Here is a 20,614-nt window from a genome sequence, read left to right as displayed (position 1 = left end):
TAATTTAAATCCGTTATTTTTTAGAACTTAAATATTAATAAATCTCAATTCTTTTTCAGCTTCTAATTTAGATTCATAAAATACAACTTGATTGTATGGTTTAAGATTGTTTCTCCAGTTATTTGTTGTTTCTAAAAACTCTTTCCCGCTATTTGCAATTAGAAAACATTTTTTATTTTTATCTATATAGCATATTGGTAAATTACTTTGCAAATCTGTAAATGAACCAATAGTTCCAATTAAACCACCTTCGCTATCTGTTGCAAAAATATCTACTTGAGGAACTGTATAAAATGATAATTTAGGAATATCATCATCAAAAATAAAATGTATATCATACTCATCAGCATATTGTTGATAAGTTTCATTTTTTTCATTTAAACTCATATGATAAACAGAGCTACCTGACTTAATGACTTCCGTATCTTTTATAAATACACATATATCTGGACAATTCTCTCTTTTTGTTACATCTAAATATACCTTATTCATTTTACCTCCATAGGTAGCTAATTTATATTTCACTTTAAATACATTTCTTAACTTATTATAACATATTTTGTAAATTAAATTTTACTTATGACACGGTATTTTTAACTGTAAAAATAACCTTAGGCAAGTTATTTCAATGCCTAAAACTATAAACCTCACTTGCTTATGCTACGATTCATTCTATCATAAGCTAAAACTCTACTTTAAGAACCATATTACAGCTTATAATATGGAATAATCCCCCTTTTTTCCTATACGCGTGTGTATGCGTGTACGCGCACATGAATTTACTTATTTTTTATTATTTATACACGTCAATTATACGATTTATAGTTTGATTTACATTCCAATATGGAGCTACTGCTATACCATTTACAGAATATTGAACTCCTACATAACCAGCATTTACATTCCAATATGGAGCTACTGCTATAGCAACCTGTGCATCACGTCTTACTCCCATAAACTTATTTACATTCCAATATGGAGCTACTGCTATTGAATTAAAAATAATAGACTTATTAGATGAAGCTTGATTTACATTCCAATATGGAGCTACTGCTATTATACCTTCGTGTTCTAAGATAGTCATTATTCCTTTAATTTACATTCTAATATGGAGCTACTGCTATGGAACTGTTACAGGATGCTAAAATACAAGCTAAGAAATTTACATTCCAATATGGAGCTACTGCTATTACTTGATTATTACAATAAAGATGAATCTGTACTAACATTTACATTCCAATATGGAGCTACTGCTATTCTCTTGACATTTTATAGCAGGATAATTGTTGACAAGATTTACATTCCAATATGGAGCTACTGCTATACATAAATATAAGAATATAGTATTATTAATTAATTCCATTTACATTCCAATATGGAGCTACTGCTATGGTTAAATTTAGTTATATAAATATACTTTTTATATTGATTTACATTCCAATATGGAGCTACTGCTATTTTTAAGTTAATTGAGCATACAAGCAGCAAATCACCATTTACATTCCAATATGGAGCTACTGCTATGTTGAGAATGTTAAAAGAATTATTTTTAATTTACAAATTTACATTCCAATATGGAGCTACTGCTATAGTTATACTAATTTCTGCTTTTTTTGCCAACCCATAATTTACATTCCAATATGGAGCTACTGCTATGGGGGGAGTTACCCCCCTTTTTTTTAATACTCTTAAATTTACATTCCAATATGGAGCTACTGCTATTCTCCCCTAAATTTTAAGCTTGGTTCAGTTTCACTATTTACATTCCAATATGGAGCTACTGCTATTAAATAAGATGAGAATTAAGAGAATACTTGTTATTCATTTACATTCCAATATGGAGCTACTGCTATTTGTTATTAAAACCTGATTATATTGCAATGTTGTATTTACATTCCAATATGGAGCTACTGCTATTACACTCTCTTCGTTCATTAATCTTTGTGCTATTTCATTTACATTCCAATATGGAGCTACTGCTATGCTATCTTCTAAGTCATAGCATTTGAACATAATGAAATTTACATTCCAATATGGAGCTACTGCTATGAGATTGATGATAGAAATTAAAAGAGAGTTACTTCAATTTACATTCCAATATGGAGCTACTGCTATTTAGTTTTTAGATATATGGAAGAAGGAGATTAGAGAAATTTACATTCCAATATGGAGCTACTGCTATCGAATGATAAAAATGAATATAAATCTCTTAATTTTAATTTACATTCCAATATGGAGCTACTGCTATAGAAATTACCTATTATTCATGATGGGAATATATACATTTACATTCCAATATGGAGCTACTGCTATTAGGATATGCGGCTTTTATTATATGGAGGTAAAAAAATTTACATTCCAATATGGAGCTACTGCTATATTTCTATTATTTTCTACTGTTGCCCAAAATACAGAATTTACATTCCAATATGGAGCTACTGCTATTACTTCAAGGGTGAATACATAAGAAGTTAATTTTTAATTTACATTCCAATATGGAGCTACTGCTATATCATCTCCACCAGTTTGCTTTACCTGACTTCCAATATTTACATTCCAATATGGAGCTACTGCTATTTGCTAGACTAATGTTGAACAACATTCTACTATTAGAATTTACATTCCAATATGGAGCTACTGCTATAAGTTGATTTATAGCTACACCAGATGTTATAGACGCATTTACATTCCAATATGGAGCTACTGCTATGTGCTATCTTGACCAGCTATAAGGTCTTCTTTATCATTTACATTCCAATATGGAGCTACTGCTATTATAAAAGTAGTAGAAACTACACCATCATTAGATAAATTTACATTCCAATATGGAGCTACTGCTATTTCTGGATATTGCTCTAATATTGCTTGTTGCTCTTCATTTACATTCCAATATGGAGCTACTGCTATTTATTTGTTCTATCTCCGTCAATATGGTTAACTACATTTACATTCCAATATGGAGCTACTGCTATCTAGACATATGGCGTTTGCTAGAAGCGTTCAATATATATTTACATTCCAATATGGAGCTACTGCTATGGAACTTATTAAAGCTACTAATATATATAATATCAATTTACATTCCAATATGGAGCTACTGCTATGTTTGTAAAGCTTTATCTCTCATAGCTTTAATATTTATTTACATTCCAATATGGAGCTACTGCTATAAAGAGTTATTAACATTATGTTAATAAGGTGTGGAATTTACATTCCAATATGGAGCTACTGCTATTTTACTTGAACTCTGTTTTGCGACCTCTTAATGCTCTATTTACATTCCAATATGGAGCTACTGCTATCTTTTAGAACAGAACACAAATAACACAATTGGTCAAAATTTACATTCCAATATGGAGCTACTGCTATGGAACAGTTAAAATTGAATTAATGATAATAGAAGGTATTTACATTCCAATATGGAGCTACTGCTATAACCATTTTCTAATTTATACAATATTTCATTTAATTATTTACATTCCAATATGGAGCTACTGCTATAGTTTGTCCATTAGTATTCCTAAATAATACACCCCACATTTACATTCCAATATGGAGCTACTGCTATATATATATAATTTCTAACTATTTCTCTAGTAGTCATTATTTACATTCCAATATGGAGCTACTGCTATTTGGTTTTTTAGCGAATCTACTTGCGAATTATGCGTATTTACATTCCAATATGGAGCTACTGCTATAATAATTTATCTTTATAATCTTTATCGTAGTTAAATATTTACATTCCAATATGGAGCTACTGCTATCTTAGAAAGATTCAAATTATTCCACTCTTCTATAACATTTACATTCCAATATGGAGCTACTGCTATAAAATTTCATTTGGGGAATTTCTTCCACAGAACAGATTTACATTCCAATATGGAGCTACTGCTATCCGTTACTATATAACTATTGATATCACTAGTATTCACATACTATTCCTGTCTATCTTTAAATATATAGTAAATACACTAAAGTTATTATATTATTTATTATGTTGTTTTGCTTATAAACATTGATTATACCTAGCATTGTCTTTATGCATATATTTCAACATTATGTCAGGTCGACAATTAAATAAAATTACTAGTTTTGTCTTCTTGTTTACCCAACATCTCTTTATTAAGCCACTTTTCATTTCTACTTTTAAATAAAATTATTGAATCAACATCTTTTCTTATTATACCATCTAATTCATATTTTAGCTTAACTATTTGCGACTCTGCCAATTCACCTTCAAAAACTGAGTTTTGAATATGCGATAAATATTTTTTGCATATCTTGAATGTTTTATTTAAAATTCTTTGCCCTTGATAATCAGTTTTTATATCATAAACTAATATTACATACATACTGTACCAACCTTACCACCATATTTTAAACGGCTCATATTCTTTTTCATTTAATAAATGTTTTATTATCTTATAACATTCAAGTCTCATTAAATATTCATATGATACACTTCTATTTAAATCTTTGTGTTTTATTATTGTTTGTAATCTCTTGTCTAGCTCTCCAACAATTGTTCTTGAAGCTTCTTTTGTAAGGTGTAAATAATTAAGTTCCTTTGTAAAACTTTTTTCAGTTATTTGTTTCTTATTTAAGAGCGAGAATATAAGTCTATCTGCTAATATAGGCTTAAATATCTCTGCAATATCTAAGCTTAATGAAAATCTCCTCTCACCAGGTTCATGTAAATAGCTTACAGTCGGATTTAGTTGTGTGTGATAAATAGCACCTAAAACCTTAGTATATATTAAAGTATTAATAAATGAAATTAATGTATTTATCATATTATCAGGCGGATTCTTTACTCTTTTTTTAAAATCAATTTGCTGATCTATTATTATATTCCAAGCTTCATAATATATTTTTCTTATATTTCCTTCATACCCCATTAATTCATTTATACTATTGCTAGTATAGATATGCTTTCTTAATGATTCTATTTTATCCATATACTCTTGTACATCTTTTCCTCTACCATTATAATATCTTAAATTTCTATATATATTATAGCTTGCTCCATCAACAAATCTTTTAGCTAAATCTACTCTCTTATTTTTATCAGTATAATAAATCACTTGATTGACCAATAAGTTACCTGATACTAACTTTTCCCTTGGTTGAAAGCTTCCTGTATAAAAACTATAATAGTTAAAAAAATGTATTATAACATCATGTTGTGCTAGAAAATTTATCAAATTAGTATTAAAATCCATTTCAGACATAACATATATTTCATTTACAGTCTCTATTGGAATATATCTCTTCTCTCCAAATTCATCTATAAAAGCAATGGAGTTATCTTTTCTCTTTAATAATCCATTATTATAAATATAATAGCTTCTCTTCATAAATTCTCCTTTTCCCTATATAAAACATAAATCATAGTATGCACAAGATTTACATATTCTTTTTTTATCAATTATCGGTGGTTTACTATCATTTACTACTCTATCTATATCTTTTAATACTTCTTCTATCATATCAACATCATTATTTGTAAAATCTATATTTACATTCTGCTTAAGAAGCGGGTAATCAATTTTACCTGATATATTATCCACTCCTCTTTTCTTTAAAAAATATAAATAATACTTTACTTGTAGTATACTAGCCTCTTCGATTTTATTACTCTTTTTTACTTCATGTAATACACTTTTAGACCGTATAAAGTCTATATTTATTATGTTATCTATATTTATATGCTTTGTATCTCTTTGATAGCTACCTTCGTCAATAGCTTTTCCTATTGCAACACTTTCATTGCCTTCTTCCATTTGTATTTCGTTGTAAAAATACCATAGCTTTCTTTTGCAAACTTCATAATAATAAATCATTACCCCAGTAATTTCTTTTTTCATAAATACCCTCTTATTTTTTAATTTTATTAATAAGTATCCTTACCATATAGCAGAATCTCTGGTCTGTTTCTCATACTTCATTTTTTTATATCCTGATTCATCATATTCGCACTCAATGATTTTTATATAATCTCTCCCACTACTACCTAAAAATATTCTGCCATAAGCCATAGCTTTCCCAGTTATTCTATTTCTTTCATAGTTTCCAACATCATTCGGATGAACTGATACTGTATACTGTCTTAACGCATCTTTTAACCTTATTCTTTCGTAAATATCAATCTCTCTATCTTTTAGCTTTTCTTCTATTTCCTTTATATCTCCAAGGTATCTTTCATATATAGGACTTGGAATAATATCCTCTGATAATATATTTCTTAAATCAATTTTATCTTTTTCAAATTTATATGGCTGTATATCCTTTATATCATTATATACTTTTCTATACTCTATCATATAATCACTATTAACTAGATTATCAGTAGTTAGATAATTTTCTATCATTTCAACTTTTTTATTCTCAGATATAGGTCCATCATATCCTGTTATAGCTTCTTTAGATAAAGAGAATAAAGTACCATCTATAAAACCTTTTTTGCCATTTATTATGTTAGCTTCATTGATTTCAGTATATATATAACAATTATGCTCTTCTGCCGATTTCTTACCTTTTCTATTACATCTACCTAATCTTTGAAATAATGAATTTAAATCCTGCAGTTCTGTAAATAAGTAATCAAAGTCAATATCAAGGCTTGCTTCTACTATAGATGTAGAAATCCATACCCCACTTTGTTTATCTATCTCCTTATTCTTATTAAAAGTTTTCCCAAACTCTATTATTTCTTGTTCCTTTTCTAGTCTATCTTTTCTTATAAATTTGCTGTGCAATATATGCAATTCTTCTTTCTCAACTTTATTCTTTAAGTCTTCATATAATCTCTGAGCTTCCTTTATGGTATTACATACTACAAGTATTTTATTACTTTTATCTAGCTTCTTATTTTCTTTAAATTTTTCAATAATATCATCAGCATCTATTCTTTTATCCATAACCTTTAAATTATGCCTAACCGTATCTGTAGTAAAAGCTTTATTATTTTCCTTGAACGTTATATTTCTTTTCAATAAATCTTTTATAAATGGAGGTAAAGTTGCAGTAAGTATAGCTACCTTTCCGCCTAAAGCAACTACATTTTCTATACCACATATCAAATATGCTAATAAATCTGGTCCATATGCTTGTATTTCATCAATAACTATTTTTGAATATCCTAGAGTAGCTAATTTCAACTCATACCCAGGATACTTAAATACAAAATCAAATATTTGATCCATTGTTGATATATTTAATGGAAGTGATAGTTGTTTTCCTACTTTATGATAGTTCAATAAATCTATTTTCTCTATCCCCTCCACATTATTAGTTATATTTCTTAAGTAATATTCCATAGAACTTGAATGAAGTATCGCAACTCTGTCATCAATATGCTTATTATCTAACAACTCAACTCTAACTCTATCATATATAGCATTTATAGCTGTTCTTATGGGTAAAATGAAGAATCCTTTCGTATCACCTATCCACAGTAATCCTGCTTCTGTTTTTCCCATTCCAGTCTGAGCAACTGCTATTATATTTTCGTTTTTATTTTCCAAGCAAAACTCCTGTAATTCATTCCACTTTGCCTCTTTATTACTTTCCTGCCAGCTTATTAGTAAATTATTTAATGAACTTCCTAAAAAATCATTCCTATACTCTGCAGGTATTCCTGCACTGGCACAATAATCACATTTATGAAGAAATCCCTTAACTTTTATAGTTTCTATATCATTTATTAATTCTTTTTTAGCTAATTTTGATTTTGTTCTACTGCTAAAATTAATAGTATTAAACCCATTTAATAAATACTTTATTAGATTCTCATTATTATTTATAATTTCAAAAACGGATCCATAATTGTGATGATTTAGTACACTATGAGCAACGGTCAGATAATCTTTTTCTGCATTAAATTTATTACTATTTATAAAATATAAAGATAATACATTATGAACCACTTCTTTATTCTCATTAAATCTTATATTTTTTCCTTTAACTCTTTTTTGAAATTCATCATTAAGTTTTCCCAAATCATGATATAGGCAGGCCTTTTCTACTAGTTCATAGACTCGTTCATTATCTATATATCCAAATTCATATAATAAATCTAAAACTTCTAGTAGTTCTTCTGTGTGTTTCTTTATACTTTTATCAGGTTTTGCTAATCTCTCTTCCATCAATTCTAAGGTATCTTTATCGATTATTTCCATTCTATCTCTCATATTTATCCCCTCTTAGATATAAAGCAGTAGGTGTTTTCCTACTGCTCATTACTATATAAAGTTAACTATATACTCTTTTTCATTATCCTTATCTATAAAAACATTTTTGCTATCTTGGTCTATACAATACTGTGATGCGTACAATACTTTTTTCTTCTCAAATACTCTCTTTCCATCTACTATTTGATAGTTCTTATTTAAATAATATTTTGTCCCGCTAATGTCTATCCCACTTTCAACTCTATTAAAAAATATACTTTCATCTCTTATATCTTCATAATTTAAATAAGCAGAATACTCACTTTTAACTTCACTATCAGTTTCTCTTAAGTCTACTATTTTAGCCTCTTTAACATCGACAAAATCTTCGCTTCTACCTATAGATTTTAAGTTATATATATTATCCTCAATTTCACTTAATGTCTTTTCATCACATCTTATATGAATAACAAGTTCTATATTATTTAAAATCTCATAGAATTTTAATGATGTTGTTAATGACCTAAATTTAGATATAGGTTTAATATATTCTTCTATTTCATATAGTTTTTGCTTTTCTTTAATTTCCTTTTCTTTAGCCTTAATATCCTTTTCTTCTTGAGATATTATTGCAAACTCATTAGATTTTTTATCTAACTTTTTCTTTTTAGCTGCTAATTCTAGCTTACTCTTTTTAATATCATCTAAAATTTCTTTGAACTCACCTTTTTTATAATTCTCTATCTTATCTTTTAAATCTCTTAAGTATCTATATTCATTTAATAATTCTTCATTATAAACCTGTATAGTAATTCCTTTTCTAAAGCTATTACCCTGTGACTTTTTTGCACTTGCAACCTTATCAAAAGCATTAGATAAAAGGCTTTCATTTTTCATCTTTACTAATATACCTCTATCATCCATAACAGAATTTAAGAAACAATAATCTGTATATGGCTCCCTATGCATAGATTCAAATCTTCCTTGAATACTTATATCCATTGGATGATATTCTTTGTAATCACAAGCATTATGAATTGCTCCTATAATAGTTGATATTGGTGGAAGCGGATAAGTCATCTTATTATCTAATGTTTCTTCCTTTTTGTAATTAGCACTACTTTGAGTAAGTACTATTCTTAATGCTTTCATATTTTACCTACCTTTTCTCAACGACACTATACGTTAAAATAAGTATTTACTTCTTTTCTAACTATATCAAAGAATTCCATTATAGATACTGGCTCTAATTCTCTCTTTATCTCATTTTCATTTAATAATGTTTTTCCTTCTAATAAACCAACATGATATCCTTTACTTATCTTTCCTTTTAAATCCTTAGATAACACTAGTTTATCTTCTTCTACCTTTACTACATTTTCAAAGTAATGTGTCTTTCTTTCAGATAATCCTCCTACAATAAATATAGGTTCAGCATTATCTAAATTTCCCTTTACAGTTAAGCTTAAATTTTCTACTGCATCTAAAATAGAATTTACTCTTGCAGCCTTCTCGCTATTGTCAGCTTCTTTATAATTCTTTTCCCCTTTAAAGTTTTCATCTGTACCTATCATATCTAAATCAATAGTTATACTATATATCTTTAAAGATTTATCATATTCATACTGATAAGGCATTAAACCTGCATCTCCAGCTTTTTCTTGTAAATTTATATTATTAGCATCAGCATAATTATTAGCTAAATATAAATTGTTATGGAATCTTGTTTCATTTACAAAACTTTCACATGATATTGCATCTGTTAAATAAAATGAACTTTTTCTAATAGTTGTTGTACCTTTAGTACTCATATATCCACCTTCTAAAGCTCTACAGTTTGATGCATTTAATTCATTATTTACTAACTTTTGAGTTGCACCATCAACTTCTGTTTTAAGATCATCATACATTCCACTCTCAACCATAATTGCATTTTTTAAACTTTCCCTGCTTCTTACCGTATATACTTTTCTATTTTTAAAAACCTTCTGTACGCTAGCAATATTCCCTAAACCCTCTGAATAATTTGAAGTCATATTTGCTACTACTGTTAAAGTTAATGCTCTTTTTCTCATCTCAACACCCCTAATATTAATTATTTTCATTACTGTTTTGTAATTTATTATTTGAATTCTTTGATAAAGCATTTATAAATGTATAAGCAAGCTCTTTATTATTTTCAAAATCATCAAATAATGGATATACAAACTTAAATTCTATCCCTGAGTAATTTGATAATTGAAGTAATATCTGACATACTCTATCATAATCTTTGAATATTATTGAACTAGTTAATTTTTGTCTATAACTTTCAATTTTATTTTTCTCTAATTTTTCTGATACTTGTTTTGCACATGCAAAAGCTCCCTTTAAAGTATCGTTCATACTATTATCACCTCTCATTAAAACATTTATTTTTATAAACTGAGATACTAAGTATCCGTTATTATTCTTTAAGAATAATTCAATTAAATCATCAAGAAATATTTTATTGATAATACAGTCTGTAACTTCTTTTTGAATATTTCTATAATATTTATCTGTTACCTTATAAGAAAAACAAAAAGATTTATAATCTACATTATTATTAAGTAAATTTTTAAATACATCTATACAATCTTTTCTTAAGTAAAGTGTTTCAAAGTATCCATTATTCATGTCTTTAAATATTATTTCTACATCTCTTTCAATAAACTCTGCAGTTTCTGTAATACCTTTAAAAAGTGCTTGTCTTGAATCTACTCTTCCATTATTGCTACCTATTTCATCAAGTACTTTTTTACGAAACATTTCATTTGTGCTAATTAATCTTTTAATTGTATAATTATCATTGATAAAAAATACTTCCCTACTTCCTTGAAATGCTATAGGAATAAAATCAAACTCAATTATGTCATTTCCAACGAATGTGCTTATATTAAAGTTATATCCTGTTGATTTACCTTTCTTACCAACGTCTATACAATATCCTAATAATCTACAGTACTCCTGTTCAGCATTAAAAAGTTGGTTTGTATTTGCATAATTAGCATACATATTCTTTTTGCTTCTAAATGTTTCTCTTATAATTTCATCCCTGTTTTTATTAATAATACTACGTATTTCTTCTTTATTAGTTTTATCAAATTTAATTTTTGTGAACACTTTTTTCATTACTATATTCGCAGATAATTTATCATTTACTACTTTTACCTGTTCATCACTTATTTCATCATTAGTTAATATATTTTCTATAATCTTGTGATGAAATTCTTCCCCATAGTGATATTCTATAAATTTTAAGAATCTTTCTTCATTAACATCTTCGCTGTTATAAAGAATATAGTCATCTCCTATTTCATAATCCAAATTAAAATGGCTTAAATATTTATATAATCCTAATATAGCTGCTGAAAATCTCCAATCTGATGATTCTAACTTTGTATTATGTTTATTATGTTGAATACTACTTTTCATATTTACCTCCTTTCTTACATTAAATCTTGTGTTATTAACTCTAGCATTCCAAATCCTGATGAGCTCCTACTCCCTATTCCTTCATCATAAAAATATTGTAATATTTCATTATTACCTCTAATTTCAAATACTCCTGTACTTATATCTATATATCTCTTGTAATGCTTTACGACAACCTTTTTACATTGTATTGGATTTATTACTATAGAATTAGCCTCATCCTCAGTAAACCCTCTTTTTATGACCTGATTCTTTACTACTATCATTAACTTATCTCTAAAATCTTTATCATCAAATACATAGTATTTATCTTTATTCATTTCCTTATTGTGGTCTCTAACACAAATTCCACTACCTAGTGTTGTTTTAAAAATTGCTCTATCATTTACTATTAATTCTTGCTTTTGATTTGTTATACTTCTTAAAATCATTGAATTATTATTTGGTAATGGATACACCTTACCTTTCTGTGCTATGAAAGCATTAAATAATATAAGCCCTGTTTTTTTACTATCTCCAGTAGAAAAAAGTATCCTTATTTGATTTCCTTCTAAATTTATTATATTTTTATCAAACTTTGCTTTAGGTAAAATTACCGAAAAACAATAATCTTTTTGAGTATTATTACCAAAAAAATTATCGTAATATTTTCCTTCATTACACTTTGATAAAGCATTCTTAATATAGCTTAAGATACTACTCGTATATTCAGTTGGAAATTCATTTCTTTTAAGTTCTAAAGTTAAACAAAATCTCATAACATCCCTCCTCAAATATTTTTAACCCCTATAATATTCGATTTATTTCTATTAAGAAGCATAAACTTAAACAATAATATTTTTCTACTCTTAACATCTATAACTACAATCATAAATAACCTCTCTTTTTAATGATCAATCATTTTTTTACTTATTTGGTTATTTATTACTTTTATTATAATTGTATTTATTTATGGTGTCAATTATAATAAGTAAAAAACTGCCTATTTATTTCTTTTGTATATGGTGTTTTTAACACCCTCTATACAGAATAAAATAGGCAGTTTTATAGTTATTTCTATTCCAATATGGTCCTACTAATTTCTTCATTTTAAAAATAATAGTATTTATTTATTTTATATTTCAATATGATGCTACTCTTACTCATATTATTTTATCAATTTTTAGTAAATTAGCAAGTAAGATTATTATATTTTTAAAAGACGTTCTATTTACTATATTTAAATTTATAAATTGCTATTCCGATATTAATATTTATACGTTTCTAACTTAAATTTAAATAAGTGGAATGAGTTATTGAATAAGCTACTTTAAAACTCATAAGTGTATGTACGTGTACTCATATTTACTAGTATCATATATTTTTTAATTCATATATAATTCTCATTCCACTCATTCCAAAAAGCTATAAACTAGTAATATCATTTGTTTACATAGGAATGATAACTGGAATAACCGTAATTCTCATTCCGCTCATTCCAATTTTTCTTTGGCTTATTAACTTTCTTATATTTATATTTTTTTATTTTTAAACTCATTCCTACCTCATTCCTATGCTCATTCCACTCTTACAAATGCTCTTTGTTTATTATATATAGGAAATCTCATAGTATTGGTTTTATTCCCTGAATAAAGTTCCCAACCTTCTATCTTAGACATTATTGCTGTTATCTCATATGAATCTGATTTTTTAAGACTGGACGCATCTTTTCCAAAGCATTCGCACCATATTTCCATAGAACAAACAGCTTTTCGTTTTTCCGTTCCAACTTGTCCTCCTGCCAAGTCATCTCCATTAAGAAATTTCCTTCTTTCATATAAGTTCATACTACTCCAGTTATTAGGAAGTAGCTTATTTAAATACTCTCTCACAAGCCCCTCTCTATCGTCACTTTCCATAGCTTCACTTTGTTCTTTAGATGCTATTTCTAACACCTCTCCTTTTAGATATAGTTCCTCTCCTTGTTTATAAACATATAAAGCTTCAGCCCATATTTTATCTACATCTTCTAAGTCCCAAGGTGAACTTAACGCTTTATCTGGATCCACTGTAACTGGCCAAAATCTACGATTACCGGTAACATCTCGTAAAAAACCTCCTTTATTATTTGTAGTACCTACAATAATGCATTGTCTTGGATGGCTTTCTACATTTACTCCATAACTTGCTCTATATTTATCATCTGTTCTTGTTATAAATGATTTTACATTTTCAACTTCAGCTTTTCTCATACCAGCTAGTTCTCCAAGCTCCATAATCCAAAAACCTTGTAATTTCTCGGCAGCTGTTTTATCTTTCATATCTTCTAAAGTTAAATTATCAGAAAACCACTTACCACCAAGCTTTGAGAATAATGTGCTTTTTCCCATTCCTTGTTTACCATTTAAAATAAGTACAGAATCAAATTTAACTCCTGGTTCGTACACTCTAGCAATAGCTGCAACTAATGTTTTTCTAGTAACCTCCCTCGTATAGGCATTGTCCTCTGCCCCTAAATATTTTATTAATAGTGTTTCTAATCTTTCTTTTCCATCCCACTCTTCTAAATTTTCTAAATAATCTATTACAGGATGAAATGCTCTTTCTGTTGCTACAGCTAATAAAGCATCTTTTAATTTTGCTGGAGACCATATATTATATTTTTTTTCTAAATATATTTTTAATGAAGCTAAATCTGAATCGTTCCACCCCTCCTTTAATCTAATCCAAGGTAATTTACCTTTTACATCCAACATATCTTTATGTTTGTTATAAGCTATTCCATGTAAGTTTTTATCATTTCTTAATATTTTAACTATATTATTTAACGTATCTTTTATCTCACCTGTTAAATCAATTTCTAGTTTATTATCATTATCTTCAAGCTCTCCAAACTCTTGTCCTATATCTTTCATCTTTTCATTAGTAATTTGTTTTTGTACTAATTCATCTTTAGTACAAAATTTACGCATTGCTTTAAATGAAGGTAATCTTGAAGTTCTTGTATCTTCATCACTATTTACATCTAACTCTGAAAACTTGTGGATTCTTACTAGATCAAAGGCGTTGCAAAGAACATTTGCAGCCTTATCTGTAGCATGATGTGAATAGGCAAATTTATCTTCATAAATGACTAAGCCTGATGTTGAGTCTGCTTCAACATAGTCATATCTGCCTTTTATTAGACTTGGTTTATAGATGTGGTTTAAAAATTTATCGATGGCTTCTTCCATAGTATATGCCCTACAGAAAGCACCTATCAAGCCTTCTTTTTCTAATGGATTTGATTGTTTGGCTAAAGCTCGCATTTGGTGTGAAATGTTATTTTTGATTACTTTATTTTGTCTTGATGATATGGGCCATTTACTGCTATCTCTATAATCTTCATATCTTGAAAGTATAGAATCTGGATTTAAAAACTCTCCATCCTGCTTTTCAAATATAAACTCACCATTACTGGAGGTTGATGGCCAATACATAAGTCTTGCTGGTTCGTATGTTGAATCATCAAATTGCTCTATTCCAATATCTGAAGCTATAAGTCTCCCTATTGCTGTATATTCATCAGCATTTACGTTTCTACTTAAAGGTATTATAAGTCGTAATCTATGCTTGTCTCTTTTATGCTTATGAGTTGAATAAATACAACAAGCAAATTTAAATCTTTTTGTTACTTGCTCCCATAAATCATTTTCTGCATAATCTAAATCAAGGGTTAACATAGACCTAAACTCAACAGAATCTTTGCTACGTCTACCATCTTTAAGCTTCCCTCCTACAAAGCCTCCAACGTCTTTTATATCATCTTTTTTAGCTTTATTCATTTTGCCATATTCATCTACAGTCTCAACAGTTCTTATTGTCTTAGACACTTTATTCAAAAACTGCTCCCAAGTTACATCTACAATCTTAAAAGCTTTATCTCTTCTTGAATTACCAATAGCTATAATCATAAATAATCAATCCTCTCTTTACTTTTTGTAATATTTACTTTCAAAACCTTCTGCATCAAGTGGTAGTCCTCTTGCCCAGATAGGAGTTTCTGTCATTATTTTTATAACTTCTTTTAAGGAACCTTGTCCTTCTTTTGCCTCTATTATTATTTCATCATGGACATGCATTACTATGTCATAACCTTTATCCCTTAATCTAATCATAGCTTCACCAAGTATATCTCTTGCTATTGCTTGTACTATATTTTCTACAAGCTTTGGTCCATATGTTTCGATTCTTTCCCACTTTTTAGCTACACTAACCCCTTCGTATGTAATTGAATCTCCACCATATTTATTCTTTTCTATCCTTGGTTTAACATATGATAATTTTCTACCGCTAGGCAATGTAATAAACATTATGTCCCCTTGATAATATATTTTTATATACCCAACTATATTGACTTCTCTAGTCTTTAAAGCATTTATAACAGCTTTATGTATGGCCCACCACAGTCTACCTATATTAGAGTTTGACAATCTCCATTTATTTACTAGGTCTTGAAGTTCATCTTCTTCAATTCCCATCTCAAGAGCTCCCATAGCTTTAAGTGCTCCTACTCCTCCCCCGTATCCAAGAGCTAATTCTGCAACTTTACCTTTTACTCTAAGATTCGACTCTTTAGTTATCATCTCTATAGGTACTTTGAAAAGCTTACTAGCACTAGCTTCATATATCTTTCCATGTGATTTAAATACATCAATTCTCCACTTTTCACCTGCAATATATGCAAGTATTCTCGCTTCTATAGCAGAGAAGTCAGCAATAATAAATCTATCACCCTTCTTTGGGATAAATGCACTTCTGATTAGCTCTGATAATAATTGTGGTATACTATTAAATTTATCTTCTAGTTTTGTAAAGTCTCCTTCTTTTACTAAATTACGAGCTGAATCCATATCTTCTAAATGATTTTGAGGAAGATTATGAACCTGAACAAGCTTCCCTGCCCATCTTCCAGTTCTGTTTGCACCATAAAACTTAAACAATCCTCTAACTCTAAAATCTTTAGATATAGCTCTTTGTATAGCTTCATATTTTCTAACAGAAGTCTTTGATAATTTTAGTCTAAGTTCTAATAATTCTCTTACATCATCATCGCAATCTTCTAATATCTTTTTTATATTACCTTTTGATAATGACTTTATTTCAATTCCCTTTTCATATAACCACTTTTTAAGCTGAGTAACTGAATTAGGATTACTAAGTCCAGTAATATTCTTAGCTTCATTCAAGCACTTATTTTTATAAAGCTCATCACAGCTTATAGCTTTAGTAACAAGCTCCATATCTATATAAATACCTCTATCATTAATCTCTTGGTCTAAAACATAAAGCTTATGTTCATTTTCTATAACAGGAAATCTTTCAAGCTTCTTTCTTATAGCTCTCTCAACTTCTACATCCTTAATACAGTATTTCTTAAAAAGCTCCCACTTTTCTAAAGAATCCTTAGGATAATTTCTCATTAATTTACCTATCTGCCCTTCAAGGCTATACTGACTTTTATCATTTCTAATAGTACAAGGAACTGAAAAATATTTTATAAGCGCTTTCCCCTCCTTCATCTTTTGTTGCTCTAAATTTAGCATTTCTGCTACTGCTTCTAAAGATGATGGTAAACCTAAAGAAAGTGCATGTACCGCTGTACACCTCCAAGACTTAGATGATAAACTCTTATTAAGAAATCTACCTAAACATACTCTTTCAAAGTTTGCATTAAAGGCAGTTTTGATTATATTTTCATCTTCAATAGCCCCTAATATATTCGTAGGTATCTTTTCATCATTAGCTAAATCTATTATCTTTACCTCTTCATCATCAAAGGCATACGCAAATAAAAGAATCTCAAAATTTGAAGAAGCGGTGTAAGGATATACACCACTTTTTATTAAATCAACATCAGAATAGGTTTCTATATCTATAGATAAAATTCTCATACTACCTCTTCCCCCTAACTAAAAAATCCATCTACATCATAGGCTTTAAAATCATCTTTTGCAGTAGTACTTAAATCTAATCGCTCACCATCAGATAACTTTTGGACATTACCTAAACTACAAGCTACACCTGCATTATTATTAAATTGATATGGATAAAAAGATAAGCTAACTCTTCCATAACATCCACTATAGACTTCAGCTTTATCTTTAATTTCATCTATATTAATATCAACAATCTGTGGTTTTATAGTGCTTTTTGCATTTATAAAAAAGCTATTTTTATACACAGGATTATCTGGCTTTTCCACATCACCATCTCTTAAAGGTGTTCTTAACTTTTTAGATTCTATAAGTCCAAACCTTTTTCTTCCATTTTCTTCCGATGCAAAAATAGCTTCTTCAATTTCAAGTATTGTCTTTTCATCAGACTTTGGAATTATAAGAGATAAACTATACTTCTCATTTTCACCATTAATAGACCTAGGTTCAAAAATATTTACATACGAGAATCTAACCTCCCCTGTTATTACCTTATTAACCCATTTTTTATTTTTCATATTACACTCTCCCCTTTTATTAATTAATTTAAATCTATTTATTTAAATGGCATTCACTATTTAAAAATGCCCTCACTAATTACATATGATAGAATTATTCTATTTTACAGATTTTTTATTATTTTTTTAATTTATTTGTAAAAATATTTTTCTTATAAATTTTAAGTATTTATTTATTAAAAAATAATAATCTCTAGCAAAAAGAAAAAGCACATATCATAAAAATGATAGTGCTTTCCTCTATAATTAATTATTTAGCAATTCTTTTAACCCATACTCTTATTTCATATATTTATTTATTAACTCATTTGCATTAAACACTTTAAAATTTACATTTATATAAATCCTGTACTACTCCTCAATCTTTTTATAGTTAGTCCAACTTTGTGCTAAAAACATAACAGGTGGAACTACTATTAATGCTGCAAATATAGCTATTGAAATAGCTACAAATTTATTCTTTAATAATCCACCTATCAATAAATTTATGCTATTGCATAAAAGCACTATCAATCCCATAGATATTGAAGTGTTTACGGTTCCTAAATTTCTTTCTTCCCTAAATATGCTTTTACACTTGCTACACTCTATTTTCCCGTATTTTCTTACCATTGATTTTATTCTATTTCTTAACTTAAATTTTGAATTGCATTCTGGACAAATCATAAAATCGCCTCCACTGTTCCCCTATATTTATAATTCTCATTAATCATGTACTTTTTTCTTCGTACATAAATTCTCAATAATACTATCTCCCAAAATACCTTCAGATTTAATTATACATAAAAATAAGTTTATATAAAGAAATTTTTACCAAAGCAAATAAATGTCTCCTTAAAAACTCTATCTACCTGTGGTAAACTTATACTAAATTATTAACCATCAATTTTTTTAGGGGGATGATTATCATAAAAAAATATATTTTATTTGACTTAGATGGAACTGTTACAGATCCAATGATAGGAATAACAAAATCAGTTCAATACGCATTAAATAAATTCGATATTGAAGTAGAAGACTTAAATGAACTTTGCAAATTTATAGGACCTCCATTAAAGGATTCATTTATGAATTTTTATAACTTTACTGAAGAAGATGCATTAAATGCTATCACTTACTATAGAGAGTATTTTTCAACTAAAGGACTTTATGAAAATACAGTTTATGAAAACTTTGAAGATATGCTTATCTCGTTAAAAGAAAAAAATAAGACTTTAATAATAGCTACTTCTAAACCAACAGTTTTTGCTGAAAAGATTCTTGAGCATTTTAATCTTAAAAAGTATTTTGATTTTATTGCTGGAAGTAATCTTGATAATACTAGAACAAAAAAAGCTGATGTAATTAGCTATGCCTTAGAGCAACAAGGTATAACTGAAGTTTCAGAAATAATCATGATTGGTGATAGAGAGCATGATGTTATTGGTGCAAAAGCTTTAAACATTGAATCTATCGGAGTTTTACATGGATATGGCTCATATGATGAACTATCTAATAGTGGTGCAAATTATATAGTTAAAGATGTTAAGGAGCTTCACTCATTACTTCTAAGCTTATAATTATCTTACTTAATAGTTGAATAATATACATATTAATAAAAGATATCTCATAAATGTTTTTACAATCTATGAGATATCTTTCTTTATTATAATAAGTATGCTTTATCCGTGGAAATAACCTGTTCTTGCTGAAACTACAACAAATGGAACTTCTGAACCATCCTTATTTACATAAACTTGATATAAATCTCCTTCTAAATGTTCTAATTTAACAACATCTTCTCCATAGGTATCTTTTAAATCTTCTTTAAATAGCGCTTCCCAGTTGCTTAATATAGGTGCGTTTAGTGTAATATATTTAGCAAACTCTTCTATATCACTTGAATTTCCACCTGCTGCTATATAATCATCATACAAAGTTGCTATATTAACTTCATTTAAAAATCTTGTACTCCATTTATATTTTTCAGCTTCTGGCTTATCGCCTTGTCCATTAATAATATAATCTTTAACTTTCTCGCTAATATTCTCTTTATTTATACTATCATCTGAAGGTGATTGACTTTCTCCAGAAGTATTATTTGAAGACTCAATTGAACTATTATTATCAGAATCATTATCGTAATTCCCAGTTGTATTATTATCTTTATTATCTTCTGTATTTTTTGTAACGTCTTTTTCCTCGTTAGTGTCATTACTACTTTCAGTAATTTCTTTATCTCCCTTATTATTTTGTCCTGATTTACCATCAGAATCTTTTAAAGAACAGGCAGTTAAAAACATTGTAGAAACTAATAAAGAAATAATAATCTTTTTCATAATATAAGTCCCCTTTTAATTTTAATTTTGTCCCTATATATAATTCTACTCTAAATTAATTTAAAGTCAAAAGGGGCTGTCTCTGAAATGATTTTTAAAATCATTTCAGTAGACGGTCTTTTTATTTTTTATTCATATATTTATATGAAATTATTTCTAAATGAACAAGTTTTTTGACACGACAAATAGGAGGT

At 28.1% G+C, this 20,614-nt stretch carries 15 protein-coding genes and 1 CRISPR repeat array; of the genes, 1 reads left to right on the top strand and 14 read right to left on the bottom strand.

Annotated elements, in window-relative coordinates; all coding sequences use genetic code 11:
- Positions 1 to 27 precede the first annotated feature (27 nt).
- The 13 genes from LQE93_RS15825 to LQE93_RS15765 all read right to left on the bottom strand — a co-directional run bounded on the left by LQE93_RS15825 (position 28) and on the right by LQE93_RS15765 (position 18,768).
- Positions 28 to 492 carry a hypothetical protein gene (locus tag LQE93_RS15825; protein ID WP_231074452.1) on the bottom strand — a complete coding sequence of 155 codons (465 nt, stop codon included), beginning with the start codon at positions 490 to 492 and terminating at the stop codon, positions 28 to 30.
- A 337-nt stretch (positions 493 to 829) separates the two neighbouring features.
- Positions 830 to 3,898: a CRISPR direct-repeat array (repeat unit 30 nt; unit sequence ATTTACATTCCAATATGGAGCTACTGCTAT).
- Positions 3,899 to 4,076: 178 nt separating this feature from the next.
- Positions 4,077 to 4,355 carry a CRISPR-associated endonuclease Cas2 gene (cas2, locus tag LQE93_RS15820; RefSeq protein ID WP_231074450.1) on the bottom strand — a complete coding sequence of 93 codons (279 nt, stop codon included), beginning with the start codon at positions 4,353 to 4,355 and terminating at the stop codon, positions 4,077 to 4,079.
- A 12-nt stretch (positions 4,356 to 4,367) separates the two neighbouring features.
- A complete protein-coding gene (cas1b, locus tag LQE93_RS15815; protein ID WP_231074448.1) occupies positions 4,368 to 5,360 on the bottom strand; it encodes a type I-B CRISPR-associated endonuclease Cas1b in 993 nt (330 codons plus the stop codon).
- Between the two features lie 15 nt (positions 5,361 to 5,375).
- Entirely contained in the window at positions 5,376 to 5,870 is a 495-nt protein-coding gene (gene cas4, locus LQE93_RS15810; protein WP_231074446.1) for a CRISPR-associated protein Cas4, read from the bottom strand.
- 39 nt (positions 5,871 to 5,909) lie between these two features.
- A complete protein-coding gene (cas3, locus tag LQE93_RS15805; RefSeq protein WP_231074444.1) occupies positions 5,910 to 8,195 on the bottom strand; it encodes a CRISPR-associated helicase Cas3' in 2,286 nt (761 codons plus the stop codon).
- 51 nt (positions 8,196 to 8,246) lie between these two features.
- A complete protein-coding gene (gene cas5, locus LQE93_RS15800; protein WP_231074442.1) occupies positions 8,247 to 9,326 on the bottom strand; it encodes a CRISPR-associated protein Cas5 in 1,080 nt (359 codons plus the stop codon).
- 26 nt (positions 9,327 to 9,352) lie between these two features.
- Positions 9,353 to 10,249 carry a type I-B CRISPR-associated protein Cas7/Cst2/DevR gene (cas7i, locus tag LQE93_RS15795; RefSeq protein WP_231074441.1) on the bottom strand — a complete coding sequence of 299 codons (897 nt, stop codon included), beginning with the start codon at positions 10,247 to 10,249 and terminating at the stop codon, positions 9,353 to 9,355.
- A 16-nt stretch (positions 10,250 to 10,265) separates the two neighbouring features.
- Entirely contained in the window at positions 10,266 to 11,630 is a 1,365-nt protein-coding gene (gene cas8a1, locus LQE93_RS15790; RefSeq protein ID WP_231074440.1) for a type I CRISPR-associated protein Cas8a1/Csx8, read from the bottom strand.
- Positions 11,631 to 11,644: 14 nt separating this feature from the next.
- Positions 11,645 to 12,388, bottom strand: a complete 744-nt coding sequence (cas6, locus tag LQE93_RS15785; protein ID WP_231074438.1) for a CRISPR-associated endoribonuclease Cas6 — start codon at positions 12,386 to 12,388, stop codon at positions 11,645 to 11,647.
- Positions 12,389 to 13,186: 798 nt separating this feature from the next.
- Positions 13,187 to 15,562, bottom strand: a complete 2,376-nt coding sequence (locus LQE93_RS15780) for a virulence-associated E family protein (protein WP_231074437.1) — start codon at positions 15,560 to 15,562, stop codon at positions 13,187 to 13,189.
- Between the two features lie 18 nt (positions 15,563 to 15,580).
- Positions 15,581 to 17,542: a DNA polymerase gene (locus LQE93_RS15775; protein WP_231074436.1), complete on the bottom strand. Its 1,962-nt coding sequence runs from the start codon at positions 17,540 to 17,542 to the stop codon at positions 15,581 to 15,583.
- A 14-nt stretch (positions 17,543 to 17,556) separates the two neighbouring features.
- Positions 17,557 to 18,102: a DUF2815 family protein gene (locus LQE93_RS15770; RefSeq protein WP_231074435.1), complete on the bottom strand. Its 546-nt coding sequence runs from the start codon at positions 18,100 to 18,102 to the stop codon at positions 17,557 to 17,559.
- A gap of 351 nt (positions 18,103 to 18,453) precedes the next feature.
- Positions 18,454 to 18,768, bottom strand: coding sequence for a hypothetical protein (locus LQE93_RS15765; protein ID WP_055268067.1), 315 nt, complete (start codon positions 18,766 to 18,768; stop codon positions 18,454 to 18,456).
- A gap of 233 nt (positions 18,769 to 19,001) precedes the next feature.
- Here LQE93_RS15765 and LQE93_RS15760 point away from each other — a divergent pair, with 233 nt between their 5' ends.
- Complete coding sequence (locus tag LQE93_RS15760; RefSeq protein WP_231074433.1) at positions 19,002 to 19,661, top strand: HAD family hydrolase; 660 nt, start codon at positions 19,002 to 19,004, stop codon at positions 19,659 to 19,661.
- 102 nt (positions 19,662 to 19,763) lie between these two features.
- On the opposite strand, the gene LQE93_RS15755 is transcribed toward LQE93_RS15760, so the two are convergent.
- Complete coding sequence (locus tag LQE93_RS15755) at positions 19,764 to 20,420, bottom strand: hypothetical protein (RefSeq protein WP_055268063.1); 657 nt, start codon at positions 20,418 to 20,420, stop codon at positions 19,764 to 19,766.
- Between the last annotated feature and the right edge of the window lie 194 nt (positions 20,421 to 20,614).

This window comes from Clostridium sp. NSJ-145, from assembly GCF_021044725.1.
In the GTDB taxonomy this organism is placed as follows: domain Bacteria; phylum Bacillota; class Clostridia; order Clostridiales; family Clostridiaceae; genus Clostridium; species Clostridium disporicum_B.
This window is presented reverse-complemented; position numbering and strand designations above follow the sequence as displayed.